Below are 20944 nucleotides of genomic sequence, written 5' to 3'. Positions count from 1 at the left end.
CCCGCCCCGTCAGCATCCCCGCCGCGGCCCGGGGGGGGGGGGCGGGGGGGGGGGCGGGGTGCGGCGCCCCCCCCCCGGGGCCACCACTCCCGGGATCCCCCATTCCCTCGCGCACTCCTTGCCGCCATTCGATCGCACTGCTTATCGTCATTCTGACGAATACAATCGCGGCCATGGGCAATGCTTTTCGCCTCAATGCCGCGGTGGGGGTGGATCTGGTCGTGCTGACCCTCGGCGCCCGGCGGTCGACCAACGACACGCTGTGCGCACTGCTGATCCAGCGGCTGTTCGCGCCCTATCGCGGAAGGTGGGCGCTGCCCGGCGGATTCGTGCAGCAGGACGAGAGCCTGTCGGCGGCGGCGGTGCGAGTGTTGCGGGAGGAGACGGGAATCCGGGCCGACCGCCTGCATCTCGAGCAACTGGCGACCTACGGCGAACCCGGGCGCGACCCGCGCGGTCGGGTGATCAGCACCGCCTATCTCGCGCTGGTGCCGAATCTGCCCGCGCCGCAAGCCGGTCCGGACGCGTCGGCGGCGGCCATCTGGTCGGTGGAGGAACTGTTGGTGGAGCGGGGGCGGGTGGCCTTCGACCATCGCCGGATCCTGACCGACGGCGTGGAGCGGGCGCGCGCCAAACTCGAGTACACGCCACTGGCGAGGGCGTTCTGCGCGCCCGAATTCACCGTCGCCGAGCTGCGCCGGGTATACGAGGTGGTGTGGGGGACCAGCATCGATCCCCGCAATTTCCACCGGAAGGTCACCAGCACACCGGGTTTCGTGGAGCCGACCGGACGCACCACCGTGGGCGGCGGCCGCCCGGCCCAGCTGTTCCGGGCCGGGCCCGCCCGAGTGCTGCACCCGCCGATGTTGCGGCCCAGCTGATCTCGCCTACTGCGACAGCGGCCGCCCGAACACGATCACTTCCATCAGGCTGCTCACCCGGTCGGGCGGGCAGATGTGCGCGTCGTTGCCGAAGACCCGGCCCAGGTCGACCACGAGACCGAAGGCCGCCTGCACCAGGATGCGCGCCTGCGCCTCGGACAGCTCGGGACGCACCTCGACCAGCAGCTTCACCCACTCGGCGACAATGAGCCGCTGGATGTTACGCAGCATCGTCCGCTCCTCGACCGCCACGTGACCGAACTCCGCGTAGTACACGAAGGTCAGCTCGCGCTCGGCGAACGAACCGGCGACGTACAGGTCGATCAGCTTGGACAGCGCCTCGGCGGGCGTCGGCGAGGCCGCCACCGCCGGGCCGATCGCCCCCGACATCCGATCGGCGGCACGCCGGAAGGCCGCGGCCAGCAGATCGCTCTTGCTGCGGTAGTAGCGATAGACCGCCGAGGCCGCCGACAGATCGGCCGCCATCGCGATGTCCTCGACGCTGACATTCGGGTAGCCGCGCTCGTGGAACAGTTCGACGGCCTTCTTCAACAGCAGTTCGTGCTTGAACGACTGCGGAATCTCCACCGCGCGCGGCGGCCGCGGCGGCGCTTCCGCGGTCGGGAGGTCGGCGCGGATCAGCGACCACGCCGCCGAATTCAGCACGGCCGTCATGGCTTTCACCGGGAGCGTGGCGTGATGGTCGCCGATGCTGCTGATCACGCTGAACACCGCCACCGCGCGCACCAGGCGATCGCGTCGGGACAGTTCGGGCCGCAGTTCGCCGATCAGATCCCGCAGGGTGGTGAGGGCGGCGGCGAACTGGTCGTCGAGCGTCCGGCGATCGTCGTCCTCGAGGTAGCGCCGCTCCCAGCGGACCAGCGCGACCGTCGGCCGGTTGGCGATGGTGTCGGCGATGATCGCGTCGACCACCTGGTCGAGCCGCTGCTCGGCCGGCCGGCCCGCGGTCTCCTCGGGCAGCGTGACCGCCGCGACGGTGGCCGCGCCCAGCCGCAGTAGTTCCTCGCGGAACAGCGCGTACTTGCTCGGGTAGTGCCGATAGAGCGCGGCGGAGGAGATGCCGAGCTTGGTGGCGATGTCCTCCATGCTGACGCCGTGGTAGCCCAGCGAACCGAAGGCGGCCGCCGAGGTCGCCGCGATCTGCGCCCGGCGGTTCTTCGGCCGCCGCCGGATCACGCGCTCCTCCGGTTTTGTTGTCGCCTGTTCTGCGTGGTGCGCGGTGCCGCGCTGTCCTCGGCTCACGGTTCTGGCCTGTCTCTCTGGTGCGGCGCGGGATATCGGCGCGGTCGGCATGCCGCGGCATCCCTCGACGTTCATGGACGCCATGGTAGCTACCAGGCGATTTATCATTCACGGCCGCGGCGGCGCCAACGGAGTGTCGATCTTGTTCACCAGCCAGCGGTCACCGCTCTTCTCCAGTCGCATGACGACCGACAGCTGGCCCTTCTCCGGCTGTCCCTTGGTGCCGAGACTGGTGATCGTCTGTCCCATCACGACCAGCGCCTCGGCGGAGGTCTCGTCCGCGCTGCGGATGGCGCACTGGACGTCGTCGGTCTTGGCCACCACCTCGCCCTTCGCCAGGACGTCACCTAGGTCGCGGCTGGTGGTCTCGAACTGCTTGCGCCAATCTCCGGTGGCGCCGTCGAGCACCGCCTGCACATAGTGGTCCAGATTCTTCGCGTCGTAGGTCGACAGCACCGGCCCGTACCCGCAGGCGGCCTGCCGGGCCTGCTCCTGCGCGCTCAGCAGGTCCTGCTTGTGCTCGTTCTGTACATAGAAGTAGATGCTCCCGGCCACGGCGGCACCGAGCACCACGGCGACGGCGGACCGGATGGCGGCCCGCCCGGCGCGGCCCGGAACGGGCGGGCGGAGCCTGCGCAGGCGAGAGGACATGCTCGCGGTCGCGGGCGGCCCAGTTCCTGCCCCAGATTCCGTTGCCGCGGTGGGGGAGTCGGTCTCAGTCCCCGGATTCACGGTGGCCGCGTCCGTGTCGGCATTCGATTCCGCAGTCGTGGAGTCGGTCTCGGCACTCGGGTTCGCGGCGGTGGAGTCCGCGGTGCCCGTGTCGGATTCCGCTGCGGGGGAAGGTGTTCGGTTGTCGGTGTTGTCGCTCATGGTTCCTCCTAGTTGCCAGAGGGCGGCATGTCGGGCACCGGGCGGGACAGTTCGTCGCCGGTGACTCCCGGGGGTGGCCCGGATCCGTTGTCGGGCACGGCGGGTCGTGGCGCGTTGGCCGAACCGCGGACCTGCAGTGCCGGGTCCTTGGTGACGCAGTAGTTGTACAGCCGGACCCGGGTGTCGGTGACCGCCTCGGAGGCCGCCACCGGGATGGTGTCGTACTCGCAGGTCGGGCGCGGGTAGAAGTCGGCCAGGGTGTGGTAGGCGCCGTCGTGCGCGGGCACGCCGAGGGCCTGGATGCCTTGGCGCAGCGACGGGAACAGCGCCTCGATCGCGGGCTGGCGCAACTTCGCGGCCTTGGTGATGGCGACGAAGTTGGTGACCAGATCGGTCATCGGGTCCTGGTTCGCCGCGACCACCTCGCCGAGCGTGGTCAGCTGGCCCGGCCCCTGATCGAGGAAGCGGCGCACCTCCGCGTCGGCCGCGGTGGCCTGCTGGAACAGCGTGCTCCCCGCGGCGGTGACGGTACTCAGATCGGGCTGGGCGTGCGAGGTGGTCTCGGCGATCACCTCGAGATTCTCGATCAGCTGCCGGGTCTGCGGCAGCAGGTCGGTGAGCCCCGCCATGGCCCGGCTGATGCCGGAGATCATGTTGCGCAACCGATCCGGCCCGCCCGCCAGCGCCTTGTCGAGTTCGTCGACGATGACGGTGAGCCGGTCCGGGTTCATACCGCCGATGAAGCCGCTGAGGTCGGCGAGGACGTTCTGCACCGGAATCGGCACGCTGGTGCGGGACCGGTCCACGATCGCGCCCTCGGACAGGAAGGGCCCGGTATCGGAGTCGGGACGGAAGTCCAGGTACTGCTCGCCCGCGGCGGACAGCCGCCCGACATGGACCGCGCCGCCGACGGGAATCCTTGCGCTGTCCTCGATTTCGGCGACGGCGGCGATGCCGTCACCGGAGACCCGCAGGTCGGCCACCGAGCCGACCCGGGTGCCGCGGAAGGTCACGTCGTTGCCCGGCAGCAGGCCGCCGGAGGTCGGCAGTTCCACGGTCACCCGGAAGGTGTGCGGTACCGGGTCGAAGCGCAGCACATACCGCGCCAGGTAGCCGCAGCCGAGGATCAGCACGACCACCAGTCCGAGATTGGCCAGGGCGACGCGCCGCCCGACGATCCAGTGCCAGAGGGGGATGTTCACCGCTCACCACCCGCCGCGCCGTCCGGTTCCGGTTGTGCACCGTCCGGCGGGGAGCCACCGCTCGCCTCCGGTCCGCCGGATTGCGCGCTGCCCGGCGGCAATTCGCCGCTTGCCCCCGGCACGGCGGGTGGCGCCGGGGCCGCGGGCAGCGGGCGCGGCGGGCTGATGACGCGACCGAACACCTTCTCGAACACCTGGGCCAGGCTGCCGACGAAGGCGGGCACATCGCCGATCTCCGGCCACCGGCTGCCCTTCGGGTCGGTGAGCGCGCCGACGCTCAGGTACGACACGGTGGCCATGATCGCCAGGCCGGGACCGCGCAGGCTGGTCATCACGCCGGGATACATCTCGTGCAGGTTGCTCAACGCCTGGGTCAGGTTGTCGCCCATATCGGTGAACCCCGACATCAGTTTCTGGATGCTGTCGAACAGGCTGAGGAACTGCGGTCCGGTGGTGTCGGTGAAGTCGCCCAGCGCCGCCATGGTCGTCGACACCTTGGTGGTCAGATCCACGATGCGCTGGTTGTTCTCGTTCACCAGGCCGAGCAGCTGCGGGAAGGTGTCGGCCGCGGCGCCCAATTCGGCCTTGCGCCAGGCCAATTCGCCCGCCAGCGTGTTCAACCCCTGCAGGGTCGCGTCGATGTCACCGGTCCGCTGATTGAGGGCGTCGATGACCGAGGTCATCTCGGTCAGCAGATGCGACAGCTGCGGTCCGCGCCCGGTGAACATGGAGTCCATCTGCGAGGTGATCTGCGCGGCCTGGTTGATGCCGCCGCCGTTGATCAGCATCGACACCGACATCATCAGCTGTTCCACCGAGGCGGCGGTGCCGGTGCGGTCGGTGCCGATGGTGTCGCCGTCGCGCATCGGCGGGCCGGCCTCCTGCGCGGCGGGCAGCGTCATCGCCACGAACATGTCACCGAGCGGCGTCCCCTGGCGCAGCTCGGCGGTCGTCCCCTCGGGCAGCGAGATATCCTGTCGGATAAGCATTTCCACGTCGGCGATGAAGTTCGTCGTCTCGATCTTGGTGACGGTGCCGACGTCGGTGCCGCCGATCCGGACGTGCGCGTGGTCGGGCAGATTGAGCGCGTCGCGGAAGGCGGCGTGCACGGTGTAACCGGGGGCGCCGATGCCCGGCTTGGGCATCGGCAGGTTCTCCACCGTCACCGCGCAGCCGGCGGTACCGAGCGTCACCACCGCGCACAGCGCCGTGAAAGCCGTTCTGCGAGAGGCATTCATCATTTTCCGCTCACTCCCAGCAGGGCGGCGGTGAGGCCGAAATCCGGTCCCAGATCGGCGATCCGCCCGGTGCGGCAGCCGTCGAGGCGCATCATGACGCGTTCACAGAACGTCGACAGGGCCTCGCCGTCCAGCACCGACTTGTCGAGCAGGCCGTGCAGCCGCAGCGCCTGGTGTTCGTAGCTGGTGGCATTGGCCAGGTTCTGGAACATCAGCGGACCGACGTCGACGATCTCGGTGAGATTGCGGGCATTGGCGCGCATCTGGTTGCTGATCTCGACGAACCTGGTCAGCGCCCCGGCCAGCTGGTCCTTGTTCTGGCCGACCACCGTGGCGGTGTTGGTGACGAAGTCGTTGAGCTGCGTCAGCACCGCCTGGAGCCCCGGCGCCTGCTCACCCATCAGGGTCACCAGTTCGGTGAGCCGTCCGCTGAAGTCCCGGACGGTCTGGTCGTTACCCGCGATGACCTGGGTGATGTCGTTCAGTTTGACGATGGTGTTGGAGATCTGGTCCTTGTTGGCGAAGGTCGTCTCGAACGCGGCCGACAGCGCGTCGAGGGTGTCCCGCAGTTTGTCGCCGTTGCCGTCGAGCAGCGGGAACAGTACCCGGCTGGCCATCGGCCCGGTCTGATTGTCGCCCTTCAGCGTCGCGCCGAGCTGATCGAAGGTCTCCAGGATCCGATCGAGTTCGACCGGAGTCCTGGTGCGCGGCAACGGAATATGGGTGTTGTCGGTCATGACGGGCCCGGCGCCGTCGTAGGCCGGCGCCAGTTCGATGTGCCGGTTGGTGATCAGCTGCGGATTCACCAGCGCCGCCACGGCATCGGCGGGCACCCGGACACCCTTGTCGAGCAGCATCGTCACCTGGACGTAGCTGCCCTTGGCCGTGATCGACTCGACCTGGCCGACCGGGACACCCAGCACGTCCACCTCGTTGCCGGTGTAGAGGCCGGCGACATTCTCGAAATCGGCGCTGATGCGCAGATGTTCGCCGAGATACTGGTTCGACATCGAGCCGAGCGACCCCGGCAGCAGCGAGCATCCCGACCCCACCGTCGCGACCAGGCAGAGCGCGGCGAGTTGTGCGATCGCGCGAAACTTCCTCATTTGCACCCCTGTACGACCTGCGCGAAGCAGATCCAGTTGTCCGGGAACAGGCCCCACGGCACGTAGACCTCGCCGTACGGGCCGTTGCCCAGGACGTTGTTGAACTGCCGCAGCGTCACCGGCATGATCTCGTAGAGCCGATCGAGGTTTTCCTTGTTCTTCGTCAGCCCCTCCGACATGGTGTTCAGGTCGGCGATCATCGGGCCGAGCTGACCGTTGTTCTGCAAACCCATGTCCTGCAACAGCTTCGACAGTCCGGCGACATTGTCGAGCAGTTGCCGCAGCAGCTCCTGGCGCTTCTGTACCGCGGTGCCGATGGCCTCGCCGCGGGTCAGCAGCATGAGCACGCTGTTCTGGTTGTCCGCCACCAGCTGCGAGACCTGGTCCATGCCCTTCAGGAGCGTGTCCACCTCGTCGCGGCGCTCGTTGACGACCTTCGCCAGCGAGCCGATGCTGTCGAGCGCCTGCACCGCCAACTGCGGGGAGTCGCCCATCTGCGCGTTCATCGTGTCCAGAGCCCGGCGCAACTGCTGCGGATCGATCCGGGCGACGCGGTCGAACGACTGCTTGTACTCCCGGTCCTGGACGACCTTGCCCAGGTTGTACGGGACGTCGGTGTGGTCGAGCCGGATCCGGTTGTCCGGTAGGCCCTTTCCGTTGCCCGGCACCAGGTCGACGTGCACCCGCCCGAGGATCGTGGAGATCTTGATCGCCGCGCGCGCGTCCGGACCCAGCCGCAGATCCCGGCGCACCTTCAGGTCCGCGACGACCTTGGCGCCGTCGAGCCGCACCGCGCGGACCGCGCCGACCTCGATACCGGACACGTCCACGGTCGCCCCGGCCCGCAGCCCGGCCGCCTGCGCGAATTCGGCCCGGATGGTGGTGTCGCCCACACGGGCCTGGGTGAGCAGGCTGGAGCCGACGAGCAGTACGAGCACCGTTCCCGACGCGAGCAGGCCCAGCCGCAGGTAGCGGTTGCGCAGAAAACCCGGGAGTCGGCGAGACGATAGCGCCATCAGCGGCACACCTCCGAATGCGAATTGCCGCCGACCTGCGAGAACAGGCCCGGAGGCAGCAGGATTCCCCAGAGCGACACGTCCAGGCTGCAGAAGTAGGCGTTGCCGTAGGTGCCGTAGCTGGAGAACTGCGCGACCCGGTTGAGCAGATCGGGCAGCTCGACCGCCGACTGGTCCAGCGACGCCCCGTTGAGCAGCAGCAGCTGAATGCCGGTGGTGGCCCGGTCCTGCGCCAGCGTGACACCGGGCTGCACCTGTGCGATCAGCCGCACCAGCGAATCGGTGGAAGTGGCCACCTGATCGACCGACGACTTCAGCGCCTCGCCCTGCGAGTACAACCCGTCCATCAGCGAATGGGTCTGGGTGATCAGGGTTTCCAGCTCGCCGCTGCGATTGGCCAGGCCCGAGATCACGCTGCTGAGATTGCCCACCACGTCACCGAGGATCCGGTCGCGCTGACCGAAGGTGGTGGCCAGCTGGGCGGCCTGGGTGATCAGCTGCGCCAGCGACACCTGGTTGCCCTGCATCGCCTGGACCAGCGTCTCCGACAGCGAGTTCACCTGATCCGGCTGGAGCACGTCGAACAGCGGCTCGAAGCCCGACAGCAGCGCCGAGACGTCGAACGACGGTTCGGTGCGCTCGATCGGGATCTCCCCGTCCGGACGCAGCGGCTCGCCCTGGTCCTTGCCCGGGCCGAGTGCGATGTAGCGCTGCCCGATCAGGTTCTGGTAGCGGACCATGGCCTTCGTGGTGGTGGTCAGGTGCTGGCGGGCCTCGATGCGGAAATCCACCCGCGCCCGGTAGCCGTCGGCGAAGTCGATCTTGTCGACCCGGCCGACCCGCACGCCCGCGGCCCGCACGTCGTCGCCGACGCGCAGCCCGAGTACGTCCGAGAACACCGCCGAATAGCGCCGCGTGTCCCCGGTCACCGAGCGTTGCAGGGTGGAGTAGATGGTGTAGGTCAGCCCGATCGCGATCACCGCGAAGAGGCTGAAACCGGCCAGCGCTCGCCTGGATTTCACTGTGTCGCACCGCCTTCCGGGACGGTCGTGACGGTTACCGAGCCGCCCGCGAGCACCGGGCCGAGCAGCAGCAGCTGGGCCAGGTTGGGCCGTCCGCCGACCACGGCCGCCACGGCGTCCGCGCCGCGCAGCCCCGCCGCGGCGGGCCGGATGCCCGGCGCCGGAACGGGATTCGCGGCCGGAGCGGTGAGGCCCGGGATCGAGGGCAGGCCGGGCAGCGCGGGCAGGCCCGGAATGGCCGGCAGTCCGGCGATACCGGGCAGCGGTGGCGTCCCGGGCGCCGGCGCCGCGGGCGTCGGCCGCGGTCCCGCCGCGTCGAGCCACCGGGGCTGCATCAGCGGCGGCAACTGTGGCGGGGGAGCGACCGCGGGCACGCTCGGACCGCCGCAGCGCGGGCCGTACAGCTCGCCGTAGTGCGGGCAGTCCTCGGCCGTGTACTGCTGGAACGGTGTGAAGGTGGCGTCCATCGCCCACACCATCTGCCGCCTGGGGCCCCAGCGGAATACGGTTTTCAACCGTTGCAGGGCGGTGTTCAGGTTGGCGGCCGTGAACGGGATGGCGTCCGGATCGCGGGCCAGCCCGCCGAACAGGTCGTCGAGCCCGCCGACGAGGAACTTGCCGGCGTCCGGGTTGCGCGCGAACAGTGTGTTGACCGAGTCCACGGTGGTACCGGCGTTCGTCAGCAGCGCGACGAGTTCGGAGCGGCGCTCGGCGAGCGTGCGGGCAGTGGTCACCGAATCCGACAGCACGCCGACCAGTTCGGGGGCAGATTGGCTCAACGCCGTCGCGGCCTGGCCCAGATCGCCCAGCAGCCCGCCGATCTGCGGAATCTCGTGCACCTGGGTGAGCCAGGCGTCCAGCCGCTCGATGGTCGAGCCGGGTACCCGGGCGCCGGGTTCCAGCGCCGCCGACAGCGTGGCGAGCACGCGGCCGAGCTTCTCGGGCTGAATGTTGTTCAGCACGTTGCGCAGCACGTTGAGTGTGGTCTGGAGCTGGATCGTCGCGGCGCCGGTGTCCTCGGGGATGACCGCCCCCGCGCGCAGCGTGGCGCTCGCCGCGCCGTTGTCGACCAGTTCGATCGCGGTGACGCCGAACAGGTTGTTGGGGATCACCCGCGCCGTGACGTTCGCCGGAATAGTCTCCGCGACACCGGGTTTCAGCGCGATATCGGCGCGCTGCCGTTCCCCTTTCGCGACCATCTCGACGCCGTCGACGGTGCCCACGACCATGCCGCGGAACTTGACGTCGGCCCGCGTGGGCAGGCCGTCGCCGGTACTGGTCAGCACGGCGCCGACCGGAACCTTGTCGGTGAATCGGCCGGTGTAGCGCAGCGCCAGCAGGTACAGCAGCGCGGCGAAGACGAGCAGCACGGCGAGCCCGGCCACGGTGAGCTGGCGGGCGGTGGCGCCGCGGCCACGGGGATCGAGTATCACGAGCGCCTCCTAACCGGAAATCCGGAAACCGGGGTCGATGCCCCAAATAGCAAGTGTGAGAAAAAGATTGGCGAACACCATCACGACGATCACCATCTTGATGGCCCGCCCGGCGGCCGTGCCCACGCCCTCCGGGCCCCCGGTGGCGACGTAGCCGTAGTAGCACTGGATGAACGTGGCCAGCAGCGTGAACACCACGACCTTCAGCAGCGAAAAGAACACGTCCGGACCCAGCAGGAACTGGAAGAAGTAGTGGTCGTAGGTGCCCGCGGTGGTGCCGCCGAGGAACAGCACGGTCACCTTGGTCATCAGGTAGGCCGTGGCCAGGCCGACGGTGTACAGCGGCACGATCGTCACCGTGGCGGCGAACATCCGGGTGCTGACCAGGTAGGGCAGCGGACGGATCGCGCACGACTCCAGCGCGTCGATCTCCTCCGAGATGCGCATCGAGCCCAGCTGCGCGGTGAACCGGCAGCCCGCCTGAATGGCGAAGGCCAGTGTCGCGAGAATCGGGCCCAGCTCGCGGGTGGTGGCGAAGCCGGAGATGGCGCCGGTGAGCGGGCTCATGGTGAGCAGGTTCAGCGCCGTGAACGACTCCATCCCGACGATGATCCCGCCGAAACTGCACAGCACGAGCACCACGCCGACGGTGCCGCCGCCGACGATCAGCGACCCGTTACCCCAGCTGACGTCGGCGATCAGCCGGGCCACCTCTTTGCGATAGTGCTTCAGCACGAACGGAATCGCGCCGAGCGCCTGGAAGAAGGTGAGCGCCTGGTGACCGAGCCGCTGGTTGGCCTGCACCGGAACCAGCGCGGCCTGGCCGACGACGCGCAGCGGCTGCGCCGCGGGCGGAGTATAGGAACTGGCCATCTCAGACCACCTTCGCCGGAAAGAGCGTGTTGGCCAGCTGGGTGAGAATGATGTTGGTGGCGAACAACATCAGCGCCGAGGTGACCACGGCGGAGTTGACCGAGTTGGCCACCCCGGCGGGTCCGCCGCGGGTGTGCAGGCCCACATCGCAGGCGATGACCGCGGTCAGCACCCCGAAGATCGCGGCCTTGGCCAGTGCTATCAGCAGATCGGTGGCGACGGCGAAGGAGGCGAACGAGCCGATGAACGAGCCCGGCGTCCCCGACTGCGCATACACATTGAACATGTAGGCGGTCGCGAAGCCGACGAAGACCACGAACCCGCACAGCAGCATGCTCACCAGCACCGCCGCGGCCAGGCGCGGCGCCACCAGCCGCCGCACCGGGTCGACGCCCATCACCATCATCGCGTCGATCTCCTCGCGGATGGTGCGCGACCCGAGGTCGGCGGTGATCGCCGAGCCGACCGCGCCCGCGATCATCAAGGCGGACACCAGCGGCGCACCCTGGCGGATGATGCCGAGCCCGGCCACCGCGCCGATGAACGTGGTCGCGCCGACCTGATCGACAAGCGCGCCGACCTGGATGGACACCACGACCGCGATGGGGATCGCGACGAATACCGTCGGCGCCGCGGACACGTTCGCCATGAACGCGCACTGCTTGATGAACTCCTGGTACGGAAACCTGCGCCGCACCAGCGAGACCAAGAGTTGCACGAAGGCGGCGCGCCCGAGCAGCACCTGCCGTCCGAGGGTTTCGAGGGACCGCTGCGGATGGCGCTGCCACAGGCCGGCGGCGATTCCGGTGATCCGCCGCAGCTCACCCTCGTCGTATTCCTGCCAGGGTTCCACCGGTCGCCGTTGTTCCGTGGGCCGAGTCGTCGTCACCGGCACCGATCCTTTCTTCGCATGCCGGTCAGGCCGGCTCGGTCAGCCAGTGCTGTAGCAGCACCAGCAGTCCGCCCAGGACCGCGGCGCCGGCCGCGAGCACAGACAGCACGGCGACCCAGAGGCCCACGCGCAGAACAGGATTCACTTCCGTCCGGCCACCGAGGATCTTGACGCCGAGCACCAGGATGTCGATGAGCCACACCAGCGCCATCATCAGGTCATGCACACATTCGAGAAGGTGAGCACCGGCCAGCACACGATGGACCCGAGGAACGAGATCACGACGTCGATGCCGTGCAGTTGTTTCAGGTGCGAGGTGTGCGTGAGGGTCCAGACGACTCCGACGATCCCGTACGGGATGCCGAGGATGATCAGCGTGCCGAGGAACTCCGAGACCTTCATCTCGTAGCTGAGCAGCCGATCCAGGCGTTTGAGCATGGTGGCTTGGTCCTTTCGCGTACCAGCGCCACCGCCCCCGTGCGGGACAGCAGTGGCCGCGGCTGAGTATGTTACTGATGATTCTCGAATCTGGATACATTTTTCCGGAAACCAGGAAACAACCGCTGGTCAGCTAACAACTTAACCGTCCGGTGCGGCACGGAAGGGAGGGAAGTTATCGAGAGTTCTTGCCGAACAGGTTCACTTGGAACAGAATCGCCAGTAACATACGAGTGTGCCGGACAGCCCGGCGGGAGGGAAGAACTGGTATGACCGCGGCAACGCAGCTCTCGGTCCCGCTGACCACCGAGCGGACTCGCATCCCTATCCCGGCCGTCCATCGGCCGGAGACCAAGCGGCCCCCGCGGCTACAGGACGCGCTCGACTTCTGGCAGTTCTCGGGCGCCGCGGCGAATGTGGCCATGCAGATGGCGCGGCCCGGAGTGGGTCACGGGGTCGCCGATTCCAAGGTCGAATCCGGTGCGCTGCTGGTGCATCCGTGGAAACGCCTGCGGACCACGGCGTCGTATCTGGCCGTGGCGATCCTGGGCAGCGATGCGGAGAAGACGGCGTTCCGCGAGGCGGTCAACGTCGCGCACCGGCAGGTGCACTCCGAGCCGGGCGCCGCGGTGCGGTACAACGCCTTCGATCGCGATCTGCAGATGTGGGTGGCGGCCTGCCTCTACATCGGCTTCGAGGACTCCTACCAGCTGTTGCACGGAAAGATGAGTCCGTCGCAGGCCGAGGACTTCTACCAGACCTCCGCCACGCTCGGCACCACGCTGCAGGTGCGCGAGGAGATGTGGCCGCCCACCCGCGCGGCGTTCGACGACTACTGGAACGCGGCGTGCGAGCAGATCGTCATCGATGAGAAGGTGCACGCCTACCTCGACGACCTGCTGCATCTGCGGATGATCCACTGGTACATGCGGATCTTCTTCGGCGGGCTGCTGCGGTTCCTCACCGCCGGCTACCTGCCGCCGTATTTCCGCGAGCAGATGGGCATCGAGTGGTCGGCGGCCGATCAGCGCCGGTTCGAGCATCTGTTCCTGTTCGTCGGCTTCGTCAATCGCTTCATTCCCAAGTTCATTCGCTTCTTCGGCACCAAGACGATGATGCGAGACGTGCGGCGGCGACTGCGCAAGCGGCGGGCGCTGATCTGACCGAGTCCCGGCGGTGGCGTGATCGCCGTCTGGGTCAGTTACGGTTGCGTCACGCGAGAAGTGCTGTGCGAGTTGGCATCCCGGACTGAGGTGTCCGTAATGTCCGTATTGAACGGGCGTTGGTCACCGTTCGGTACTCCTACTGGTCACGGGGAGTATCGAAATCGCATCGGTTCGGACCGAGAACCTGGTTCCGCGCCGGATTCGAGCCGTAGGCTCTGCGAGTCCCACACCCTCACAGCCCGAACGGAGTACGGATGCGCAAGGTGGACCTGGAACGCACCATCCAGGCGCCGGTTGCCGACGTGTTCGACTGGCTCACCGATGCGACGAACTTCCAGCGCGTACCCCTGGTGCGACGGGTCACCCTGGTGCGACCCGGAAATGTCGCCGAACACGGCGTCGGCGCGGTCCGGCTGGTGGTGACGCCGCTGCTGCGGCTCTCGGAGGAGATCGTCGAATACGATCCGCCCCGGCTGATGCGGTACCGGATACTGAATTCGTTCCCGCCGTTGCGATCTCAGGACGGCGTACTGCGGTTCGATCCGGTCGAGGGCGGGACCAGGGTGCGGTGGCATGCCCAATTCGAGGTCGCCGCACCATTTTTCGCTGATATGTATACCGTCGGCCTGGCGCCGCTGGTGGTGCTCGGCATCCACTCGGTGCTGTCCACGGCCGAACGCGAACTGCGTCGCTGACCTCGGCCCGCGCCGGAACTCACGCCAGCGCGGCCGTGGCCATCCGGCGCAGGATGGGACGGGCCCGCGTGGCCAGGGCCGCGGAGGCGCTGTGCGGCGTCGAGTTGATCAGCCCGAATACGGCGTGCGCCTGGACGCGGGCGGTGGGCTCGGGCAACTCCGGATGCAACCGGCACAGGACGGAAACCCAGAGTTCGACGTACTGACGCTGGGTTCGGCGCACCTGGCGGCGGGCCGTCTCGGGCAGATTCTCCAGATCGCGGTCCTGGATGCGGATCAGATCCGGCTCGCCCAGGGCGAAATCGAGATGGAAGTCGATCAGTCGCGACAGTGCCTCGCGCGGTGAATCGAACTGTGCGACAACGGCTTCGCCGCCCGCCAGCAACCGCTGGCTGACCCCGACCAACAACTCCACCAGCAGGGCCTCCTTGCTGGGGAAATGGCGATACACCGCCGGGCCGCTGATGCCGGCCGCCGCGCCCAGGTCGTCGAGCCGGACGCCGGGGAAGCCGCGGTCCGCGATCAGCCGCGCTCCCGCTTCCAGCAACTGCTGTCTCCGCTGCGCCTTCAACTGTTCGCGACGCGTGGGCGCGCTGGCATCACTGCTGGTCATCGCGCCTCCATTCGGCCGGTATGGACAGCTCGGTTAATGAAGGTTATCTTAAATTCCAGTTATTGGCGATTAACCAATCGGGCAGGATGGCGTGATGACGGTTACGCAGGACGGGGTGCGCTCGGCCGAGACCGGCCACCGCGCCGCGCATCTGGCGCTGGTGGACGATCTGCGTGCGCGCCTGGCGGCGAACGCGTTCGGCGGCCCGGCCAAGGCCCGCGAGCGGCACGTGGCCCGCGGCAAGCTGCTGCCGCGCGAGCGGGTCGATCAGCTGCTCGACCAGGGCAGCCCGTTTCTGGAGCTGTCGCCGCTGGCCGCCACGGGCATGTACGGCGACGACTGTCCGGGCGCGGGCATCATCACCGGCATCGGGCGGGTCTCGGGACGCGAATGCGTGATCGTCGCCAACGACGCCACCGTCAAGGGCGGCACCTACTACCCGATGACGGTGAAGAAGCACCTGCGTGCCCAGGAGGTGGCGCTGCAGAACCACCTGCCGTGCCTCTATCTGGTCGATTCCGGCGGCGCGTTCCTGCCCCGCCAGGACGAGGTGTTCCCGGACCGCGAGCACTTCGGCCGCATCTTCTACAACCAGGCGACCATGAGCGCCGCCGGCATCCCGCAGATCGCGGCCGTGCTCGGCTCCTGCACCGCGGGCGGCGCGTACGTCCCGGCGATGAGCGACGAGGCGGTGATCGTGCGCAACCAGGGCACGATCTTCCTCGGCGGCCCGCCGCTGGTGAAGGCCGCGACCGGTGAGGTGGTCACCGCCGAGGAACTCGGCGGCGGCGAATTGCATTCCCGGATCTCGGGTGTCACCGACCATCTCGCCGACAACGACCAGGACGCGCTGCGCATCGTGCGCCGGATCGTGAGCACCCTCGGACCCAAGGCGCCGCGGCCGTGGGACGTGGCGCCGCCGGTGGAACCCGTTGCGCCGCAGACGGATCTCTACGATGTGGTGCCGGTCGACCTGCGCACGCCCTACGACGTGCGCGAGGTGATCGCCCGGGTGGTCGACGGCGGCGAGTTCGCCGAGTTCAAGGCCGAGTACGGGCGCACGCTGGTCACCGGGTTCGCCCGCATCCACGGTCATCCGGTGGGCATCGTGGCCAACAACGGCGTGCTGTTCGGCGAATCCGCGGTCAAGGGGGCGCATTTCATCGAGCTGTGCGACAAGCGGTCGGTTCCGCTGGTGTTCCTGCAGAACATCACGGGCTTCATGGTCGGTCGCGACTACGAGGCGGGCGGCATCGCCAAACACGGCGCGAAGATGGTGACCGCGGTCGCCTGTGCCCGCGTGCCGAAGCTGACGGTGGTGATCGGCGGCTCCTACGGCGCGGGCAACTACTCGATGTGCGGGCGCGCGTATTCGCCGCGCTTCCTGTGGATGTGGCCGAACGCGCGGATCTCGGTCATGGGCGGTGAGCAGGCCGCCTCGGTGCTGGCCACCGTCCGCGGCGATCAGCTCGGCGAGACCTGGAGCGCCGCGGATCAGGAGGCGTTCAAGGCGCCCATCCGCGAGCAGTACGAGTTGCAGGGCAATCCGTACTACTCCACCGCACGGTTGTGGGACGACGGCGTGATCGACCCGGCCGACACCAGAACCGTACTGGGACTTGCCCTCTCGGTGTGCGCACAGGCGCCGCTCGAGCCCGTTTCCTACGGCGTCTTCCGGATGTGATGATGATGCTGAACAACGTTCCGGTGCCGTTCGACACGGTGCTGGTCGCCAACCGCGGCGAGATCGCGGTCCGGGTGATCCGGACCCTGCGCGCCATGGGAATTCGGTCGGTCGCGGTCTACAGCGACGCCGACGCCGACGCCCGCCACGTGCACGAGGCCGATACCGCGGTGCGGCTGGGCCCGGCGCCGGTGCGGGAGAGCTACCTGGATATCGATCGCGTGGTCGACGCCGCCGTGCGCACGGGGGCACAGGCGGTTCATCCCGGATACGGCTTCCTGTCGGAGAATTCGCGGTTCGCGGCGGCGCTGGCACGAGCGGGCCTGGTGTTCCTGGGCCCGCCCACCCGCGCCATCGAGATCATGGGCGACAAGATCGCGGCCAAGAACGCGGTCGCCGACTTCGGCGTGCCGGTGGTGCCCGGCATCGCCCGGCCGGGCCTCACCGACGCCGAATTGATCGACGCGGCAACCGATATCGGATATCCGGTACTGGTGAAGCCGTCCGCGGGCGGTGGCGGCAAGGGCATGCGCCTGGTGCACGAGCCGGGGCAGCTGCCCGAGGCGCTGCGCAGCGCCCGCCGCGAGGCGGCGGCGTCCTTCGGCGACGACACCCTGTTCCTGGAGCGGTTCGTCACGCGTCCCCGCCACATCGAGGTACAGATTCTGGCCGACCGGTACGGCCAGGTGCTGCACCTCGGCGAACGGGAATGCAGCCTGCAGCGCCGGCACCAGAAGGTGATCGAGGAGGCGCCGTCGCCGCTGCTGGACGCCGAGACCAGGGCGCGCATCGGCGCGGCGGCGTGCAATACCGCGCGCAGTGTCGACTACGTGGGCGCGGGCACGGTCGAGTTCATCGTGTCCGCCGATCGCCCCGACGAGTTCTTCTTCATGGAGATGAACACCCGGCTGCAGGTCGAGCACCCGGTCACCGAGATGATCACCGGTGTCGATCTGGTCGAATGCCAGGTGCGCGTGGCGGCCGGGCAGAAGCTCGCGGTCGCGCAGGAGGACGTCCGGATGTCGGGTCACGCCGTCGAGGCGCGCGTCTATGCCGAGGACCCGGGCCGCGACTTCCTGCCCACCGGCGGCACGGTGCTGGCCCTGGCCGAGCCGGAAGGCACCGGCGTGCGGGTGGATTCGGGCCTGCGGGTGGGCACCTCGGTCGGCAGCGATTACGACCCCATGCTGTCGAAGGTGATCGCCTACGCGCCGAACCGCGCCGAGGCGTTGGCCGGGCTCGACCGCGCCCTGGCCGACACGCTCGTGCTGGGCGTACGGACGAACACCGACTTCCTGCGCTTCCTGCTCGCCGACGCCGATGTGCTCGCGGGACGGCTGGACACCGGCCTGCTGGACCGGCGGGCGGCGGACTTCCGGCCCGCCCCGGTCTCCGACGAACAATTCATCGCCGCGGCCGCGCTGCGCTGGCTGCGAGCCTGGCCCGGCACCCCCGGCGACCCGTGGGAACTCCCGAGCGGCTGGCGAATGGGTGTGCCCGCGCCGACCGCCATCCGGTTGACCGGCGGCGACCGCACCGCGCACGTGTACCTGACCGGCGTCCCGGCCGCGGCCGAGGTCCGGGTGGAAGACGGCGAAACCCGTTCTCTCGCCGCCGTTCTCGACGGCGACGTGCTCACCCTGACCCTCGACGGCGTGCGCCGCCGCGTCCGGCTGGCCGAACACGACGGTCAGCTGTGGGTGGCCGACTCCGGCGGCACCGCGACGCTGCGCGAACTGGCCGAGGCGGATCCGCGGGCCGACGCCGCGCAGGTGGGCGACGCCGAGATACGCAGTCCGATGCCGGGCACGGTGATCGCGGTTCCGGCCACGGCCGGTGCGGTGGTATCGGCGGGCGCGCCGGTCGTGGTCGTCGAGGCCATGAAGATGGAGCACACCCTCACCGCCCCGATCGCGGGAACCGTTGAGCTGCTGGTGGATTCGGGCCGTCAGGTCCAGGTGGACCAGGTGCTGGCCCGCATCGTCCCCGCCGCCGACCCCGAACACAACGAATCACCGACCGCTGAATCAGAGGAACACCGCGCATGACCGACTTCCTGTCCACCGGCACCCTGCCCGACGAATACCGGGACCTCGCGCTGACCGTCCGGGAGTTCGCGCGCCAGGTGGTCGCCCCGGTCGCCGCGAAACACGATGCGGAGCACAGCTTTCCGTACGCGGTGGTGGCCGGCATGGCGGAGATGGGCCTGTTCGGCCTGCCGTTCCCGGAGGAGTACGGCGGCATGGGCGGCGACTACTTCGCGCTGTGCCTGGCGCTGGAGGAGCTCGGCAAGGTCGACCAGAGCGTGGCGATCACCCTGGAGGCCGGCGTCTCGCTGGGCGCCATGCCGATCTACCGCTTCGGCAACGACAAGCAGAAGCAGGAGTGGTTGCCGCAGTTGACCTCCGGCCGTGCGCTGGCGGGCTTCGGGCTCACCGAGCCGGGCGCGGGCAGTGACGCGGGCGGCACCCGGACCACCGCCGTGCTCGACGGTGACGACTGGATCATCAACGGCAGCAAGCAGTTCATCACCAACTCCGGTACCGACATCACCCGCCTGGTGACCGTGACCGCGGTGACCGGGGAGGCGGGCGGCCGGAAGGAGATCTCCACCATCCTGGTGCCGGCCGGTACGCCGGGCTTCGTCGCCGAACCCGCCTACAACAAGGTCGGCTGGAACGCCTCGGACACCCATCCGCTCAGTTTCTCCGATGTCCGTGTGCCGCAGGAGAATCTGCTCGGCGAGCGCGGCCGCGGGTACGCCAACTTCCTGCGCATCCTCGACGAGGGCCGCATCGCCATCGCCGCCCTCGCGGTCGGCGCGGCGCAGGGCTGCGTGGACGAGAGCGTCCGCTACGCGCACGAGCGGGACGCGTTCGGGCAGGCGATCGGGCGCAACCAGGCCATCGCCTTCAAGATCGCGCGCATGGAGGCGCGGGCGCACGCCGCCCGGGCCGCCTACTACGACGCGGCCGCGCTGATGCTGGCGGGCAAACCGTTCAAGAAGCAGGCCGCGATCGCGAAACTCGTCGCCAGCGAGGCCGCGATGGACAATGCCCGCGACGCCACTCAGGTATTCGGCGGCTACGGCTTCATGAACGAATATGCTGTGGCCCGGCACTACCGCGACAGCAAGATTCTGGAAATCGGCGAGGGCACCACGGAGGTGCAGCTCATGCTGATCGGACGGGAGCTGGGATTGTGAGCGAGCAATTGCGCCGGGTGGTGCAGCGCGGGCTGTGGTTCGAGGAATTCGAGACCGATGTGCTGTACGAGCACCGGCCCGGCCGCACCATCACCGAGGCCGACAACGTGCTGTTCACGGCCGTGACCATGAATACTCAAGCGCTGCATCTCGACGCGGCCTTCGCCGAGGCGCAGCCGCCCTTCCATCAGCGGCTGGTGAATTCCATGTTCACGCTGTCCACCCTGGTCGGGTTGTCGATCACGCAACTGACCCAGGGCACCATCGTCGCGAATCTCGGTTTCTCCGATATCGCGTTCCCCAAGCCGCTGTTCCATGGCGACACCCTGTACGCGGAGACCGTGGTCACCGAGAAGCGGGAATCCAAGAGCCGGCCGGGGGAGGGCATCGTGACCTTCGCGCACACCGGCCGCAACCAGCACGGCGACGTGGTGGCGACGGCGTTCCGGAAGACCCTGGTCCGCAAGAAGCCGGACTGACGAGCGGAAGGCACGCAGATGACGTGGGAGATGCCCGGCCCGGCATGGCTGTTCTGCCCGGCGGATCGTCCGGAACGCTACGAAAAGGCCGCCGCGGCAGCCGATGTGGTCATTCTGGACCTGGAAGACGGTGTGGCGCCGGGCGACAAGGCGGCGGCCCGGCAGGCGCTCGTCGATACGCCGCTGGACCCCGAGCGCACGGTGGTGCGGGTGAACGCGTACGGCACCGAGGAGCACACCCGCGATCTGAAGGCCCTGGCGGGCACCCGCTATCGACGCCTCATGCTGCCCAAATGCGAAGCGGTGGAACAGATCGCGAGCCTGACCGAGTGTGAGGTGATCGCGCTCGTGGAGTCGCCGATGGGGGCGCTGCGGATCGGCGACGCCATGCACGTCGACAACGCGATCGGGGTGATGTGGGGGGCCGAGGATCTGGTGGCGGCGCTGGGCGGCAATGCCAGCCGCCATGCCGACAAGAGCTACCGGGACGTGGCGCGGCACGTGCGTTCCACGAGCCTGCTCGCCGCGAAGGCGTACGGCAAGTTCGCCCTGGACTCGGTGTATCTCGACATCCGCGATCTGGACGGACTGCGCGCGGAATCCGACGATGCGGTGGCCGTGGGTTTCGACGCCAAGGTGGCGATTCATCCCGGTCAGCTGCCCGTCATTCGCGCCGCCTACGCGCCCGCGCCCGACGAATTGGCTTGGGCGCGAAGAGTACTCGCGGAGGTCCCGAAGAACAGGGGCGTGTTCGCGTTCGAGGGACGCATGGTGGACGGTCCGGTCGTCCTGCACGCCGAACGCATCGTGTATCGCGCCGAGCGCACCGGGTCCGGGGACTGACGTGCTGGACGGGCCGACAGGG

The 20944-nt window shown here is 68.7% G+C and carries 21 protein-coding genes; 8 read left to right on the top strand and 13 right to left on the bottom strand.

Annotation, left to right across the window (positions count from 1 at the left end; genetic code table 11):
* Positions 1 to 173 precede the first annotated feature (173 nt).
* The gene (locus tag QH470_RS24415) at positions 174 to 881 is read left to right on the top strand and encodes an NUDIX hydrolase (protein WP_280274664.1); all 708 of its coding nucleotides are present in this window, start codon (positions 174 to 176) and stop codon (positions 879 to 881) included.
* Between the two features lie 6 nt (positions 882 to 887).
* On the opposite strand, the gene QH470_RS24410 is transcribed toward QH470_RS24415, so the two are convergent.
* The 12 genes from QH470_RS24410 to QH470_RS24355 form a co-directional block, all read right to left on the bottom strand.
* Positions 888 to 2144: a TetR/AcrR family transcriptional regulator gene (locus QH470_RS24410; RefSeq protein WP_400182976.1), complete on the bottom strand. Its 1257-nt coding sequence runs from the start codon at positions 2142 to 2144 to the stop codon at positions 888 to 890.
* A 108-nt stretch (positions 2145 to 2252) separates the two neighbouring features.
* Positions 2253 to 3017: a RodZ family helix-turn-helix domain-containing protein gene (locus QH470_RS24405; RefSeq protein ID WP_280274662.1), complete on the bottom strand. Its 765-nt coding sequence runs from the start codon at positions 3015 to 3017 to the stop codon at positions 2253 to 2255.
* Positions 3018 to 3025: 8 nt separating this feature from the next.
* Positions 3026 to 4219, bottom strand: coding sequence for an MCE family protein (locus tag QH470_RS24400; RefSeq protein WP_280274661.1), 1194 nt, complete (start codon positions 4217 to 4219; stop codon positions 3026 to 3028).
* Complete coding sequence (locus QH470_RS24395) at positions 4216 to 5460, bottom strand: MCE family protein (RefSeq protein ID WP_342228462.1); 1245 nt, start codon at positions 5458 to 5460, stop codon at positions 4216 to 4218. Before QH470_RS24395 ends, QH470_RS24400 begins: the two co-directional genes overlap by 4 nt.
* Positions 5457 to 6563, bottom strand: a complete 1107-nt coding sequence (locus QH470_RS24390; protein ID WP_280274660.1) for an MCE family protein — start codon at positions 6561 to 6563, stop codon at positions 5457 to 5459. Before QH470_RS24390 ends, QH470_RS24395 begins: the two co-directional genes overlap by 4 nt.
* Positions 6560 to 7579 carry an MlaD family protein gene (locus QH470_RS24385; RefSeq protein ID WP_280274659.1) on the bottom strand — a complete coding sequence of 340 codons (1020 nt, stop codon included), beginning with the start codon at positions 7577 to 7579 and terminating at the stop codon, positions 6560 to 6562. The genes QH470_RS24390 and QH470_RS24385 overlap by 4 nt, the downstream gene beginning before the upstream one ends.
* Positions 7579 to 8601, bottom strand: coding sequence for an MlaD family protein (locus QH470_RS24380; protein WP_280274658.1), 1023 nt, complete (start codon positions 8599 to 8601; stop codon positions 7579 to 7581). Before QH470_RS24380 ends, QH470_RS24385 begins: the two co-directional genes overlap by 1 nt.
* Positions 8598 to 10034, bottom strand: coding sequence for an MlaD family protein (locus QH470_RS24375; protein ID WP_280274657.1), 1437 nt, complete (start codon positions 10032 to 10034; stop codon positions 8598 to 8600). The genes QH470_RS24380 and QH470_RS24375 overlap by 4 nt, the downstream gene beginning before the upstream one ends.
* A 9-nt stretch (positions 10035 to 10043) precedes the next feature.
* Complete coding sequence (locus QH470_RS24370; RefSeq protein ID WP_280274656.1) at positions 10044 to 10907, bottom strand: ABC transporter permease; 864 nt, start codon at positions 10905 to 10907, stop codon at positions 10044 to 10046.
* Position 10908: 1 nt separating this feature from the next.
* A complete protein-coding gene (locus tag QH470_RS24365; RefSeq protein ID WP_400182977.1) occupies positions 10909 to 11760 on the bottom strand; it encodes an MlaE family ABC transporter permease in 852 nt (283 codons plus the stop codon).
* 64 nt (positions 11761 to 11824) lie between these two features.
* Positions 11825 to 12013 (bottom strand): hypothetical protein, encoded by a 189-nt coding sequence (locus tag QH470_RS24360; protein ID WP_280274655.1) that lies wholly within the window; start codon positions 12011 to 12013, stop codon positions 11825 to 11827.
* A complete protein-coding gene (locus tag QH470_RS24355; RefSeq protein WP_280274654.1) occupies positions 12013 to 12237 on the bottom strand; it encodes a hypothetical protein in 225 nt (74 codons plus the stop codon). Before QH470_RS24355 ends, QH470_RS24360 begins: the two co-directional genes overlap by 1 nt.
* A 269-nt stretch (positions 12238 to 12506) precedes the next feature.
* Between QH470_RS24355 and QH470_RS24350 the strand changes: the two genes are divergently transcribed.
* On the top strand, positions 12507 to 13400 hold the full coding sequence (locus QH470_RS24350) for an oxygenase MpaB family protein (RefSeq protein WP_280274653.1): 894 nt from the start codon (positions 12507 to 12509) through the stop codon (positions 13398 to 13400).
* A gap of 257 nt (positions 13401 to 13657) precedes the next feature.
* Complete coding sequence (locus tag QH470_RS24345; RefSeq protein ID WP_280274652.1) at positions 13658 to 14098, top strand: SRPBCC family protein; 441 nt, start codon at positions 13658 to 13660, stop codon at positions 14096 to 14098.
* A gap of 19 nt (positions 14099 to 14117) precedes the next feature.
* On the opposite strand, the gene QH470_RS24340 is transcribed toward QH470_RS24345, so the two are convergent.
* Positions 14118 to 14711: an SACE_7040 family transcriptional regulator gene (locus QH470_RS24340; protein WP_280274651.1), complete on the bottom strand. Its 594-nt coding sequence runs from the start codon at positions 14709 to 14711 to the stop codon at positions 14118 to 14120.
* 94 nt (positions 14712 to 14805) lie between these two features.
* On the opposite strand from QH470_RS24340, the gene QH470_RS24335 reads away from it, so the two are divergent.
* The 5 genes from QH470_RS24335 to QH470_RS24315 are packed head-to-tail and all read left to right on the top strand — an operon-like array spanning position 14806 to position 20922.
* Positions 14806 to 16395: a carboxyl transferase domain-containing protein gene (locus tag QH470_RS24335; protein WP_280274650.1), complete on the top strand. Its 1590-nt coding sequence runs from the start codon at positions 14806 to 14808 to the stop codon at positions 16393 to 16395.
* Between the two features lie 2 nt (positions 16396 to 16397).
* The gene (locus QH470_RS24330) at positions 16398 to 18443 is read left to right on the top strand and encodes an ATP-binding protein (RefSeq protein ID WP_280274666.1); all 2046 of its coding nucleotides are present in this window, start codon (positions 16398 to 16400) and stop codon (positions 18441 to 18443) included.
* The gene (locus QH470_RS24325) at positions 18440 to 19600 is read left to right on the top strand and encodes an acyl-CoA dehydrogenase family protein (RefSeq protein WP_280274649.1); all 1161 of its coding nucleotides are present in this window, start codon (positions 18440 to 18442) and stop codon (positions 19598 to 19600) included. The genes QH470_RS24330 and QH470_RS24325 overlap by 4 nt, the downstream gene beginning before the upstream one ends.
* Positions 19597 to 20079, top strand: coding sequence for a MaoC family dehydratase (locus QH470_RS24320; RefSeq protein WP_280274648.1), 483 nt, complete (start codon positions 19597 to 19599; stop codon positions 20077 to 20079). Before QH470_RS24325 ends, QH470_RS24320 begins: the two co-directional genes overlap by 4 nt.
* An 18-nt stretch (positions 20080 to 20097) precedes the next feature.
* Positions 20098 to 20922 (top strand): HpcH/HpaI aldolase/citrate lyase family protein, encoded by an 825-nt coding sequence (locus QH470_RS24315; RefSeq protein WP_280274647.1) that lies wholly within the window; start codon positions 20098 to 20100, stop codon positions 20920 to 20922.
* Positions 20923 to 20944: the final 22 nt, after the last annotated feature.

It is taken from the genome of Nocardia wallacei, from assembly GCF_029868745.1.
In the GTDB taxonomy this organism is placed as follows: Bacteria; Actinomycetota; Actinomycetes; order Mycobacteriales; family Mycobacteriaceae; genus Nocardia; species Nocardia wallacei_B.
This window is presented reverse-complemented; position numbering and strand designations above follow the sequence as displayed.

Bases quoted from the DNA above. Each gene is read 5' to 3' on its own strand.
- QH470_RS24350 (WP_280274653.1), top strand. From the start codon at position 12,507: ATGACCGCGGCAACGCAGCTCTCGGTCCCGCTGACCACCGAGCGGACT.
- QH470_RS24395 (WP_342228462.1), bottom strand. From the start codon at position 5,460: ATGATGAATGCCTCTCGCAGAACGGCTTTCACGGCGCTGTGCGCGGTG.
- QH470_RS24335 (WP_280274650.1), top strand. From the start codon at position 14,806: ATGACGGTTACGCAGGACGGGGTGCGCTCGGCCGAGACCGGCCACCGC.
- QH470_RS24315 (WP_280274647.1), top strand. From the start codon at position 20,098: ATGACGTGGGAGATGCCCGGCCCGGCATGGCTGTTCTGCCCGGCGGAT.
- QH470_RS24390 (WP_280274660.1), bottom strand. From the start codon at position 6,563: ATGAGGAAGTTTCGCGCGATCGCACAACTCGCCGCGCTCTGCCTGGTC.
- QH470_RS24415 (WP_280274664.1), top strand. From the start codon at position 174: ATGGGCAATGCTTTTCGCCTCAATGCCGCGGTGGGGGTGGATCTGGTC.
- QH470_RS24385 (WP_280274659.1), bottom strand. From the start codon at position 7,579: ATGGCGCTATCGTCTCGCCGACTCCCGGGTTTTCTGCGCAACCGCTAC.
- QH470_RS24355 (WP_280274654.1), bottom strand. From the start codon at position 12,237: ATGCTCAAACGCCTGGATCGGCTGCTCAGCTACGAGATGAAGGTCTCG.
- QH470_RS24360 (WP_280274655.1), bottom strand. From the start codon at position 12,013: ATGATGGCGCTGGTGTGGCTCATCGACATCCTGGTGCTCGGCGTCAAG.
- QH470_RS24345 (WP_280274652.1), top strand. From the start codon at position 13,658: ATGCGCAAGGTGGACCTGGAACGCACCATCCAGGCGCCGGTTGCCGAC.
- QH470_RS24405 (WP_280274662.1), bottom strand. From the start codon at position 3,017: ATGAGCGACAACACCGACAACCGAACACCTTCCCCCGCAGCGGAATCC.
- QH470_RS24330 (WP_280274666.1), top strand. From the start codon at position 16,398: ATGATGCTGAACAACGTTCCGGTGCCGTTCGACACGGTGCTGGTCGCC.
- QH470_RS24340 (WP_280274651.1), bottom strand. From the start codon at position 14,711: ATGACCAGCAGTGATGCCAGCGCGCCCACGCGTCGCGAACAGTTGAAG.
- QH470_RS24370 (WP_280274656.1), bottom strand. From the start codon at position 10,907: ATGGCCAGTTCCTATACTCCGCCCGCGGCGCAGCCGCTGCGCGTCGTC.
- QH470_RS24325 (WP_280274649.1), top strand. From the start codon at position 18,440: ATGACCGACTTCCTGTCCACCGGCACCCTGCCCGACGAATACCGGGAC.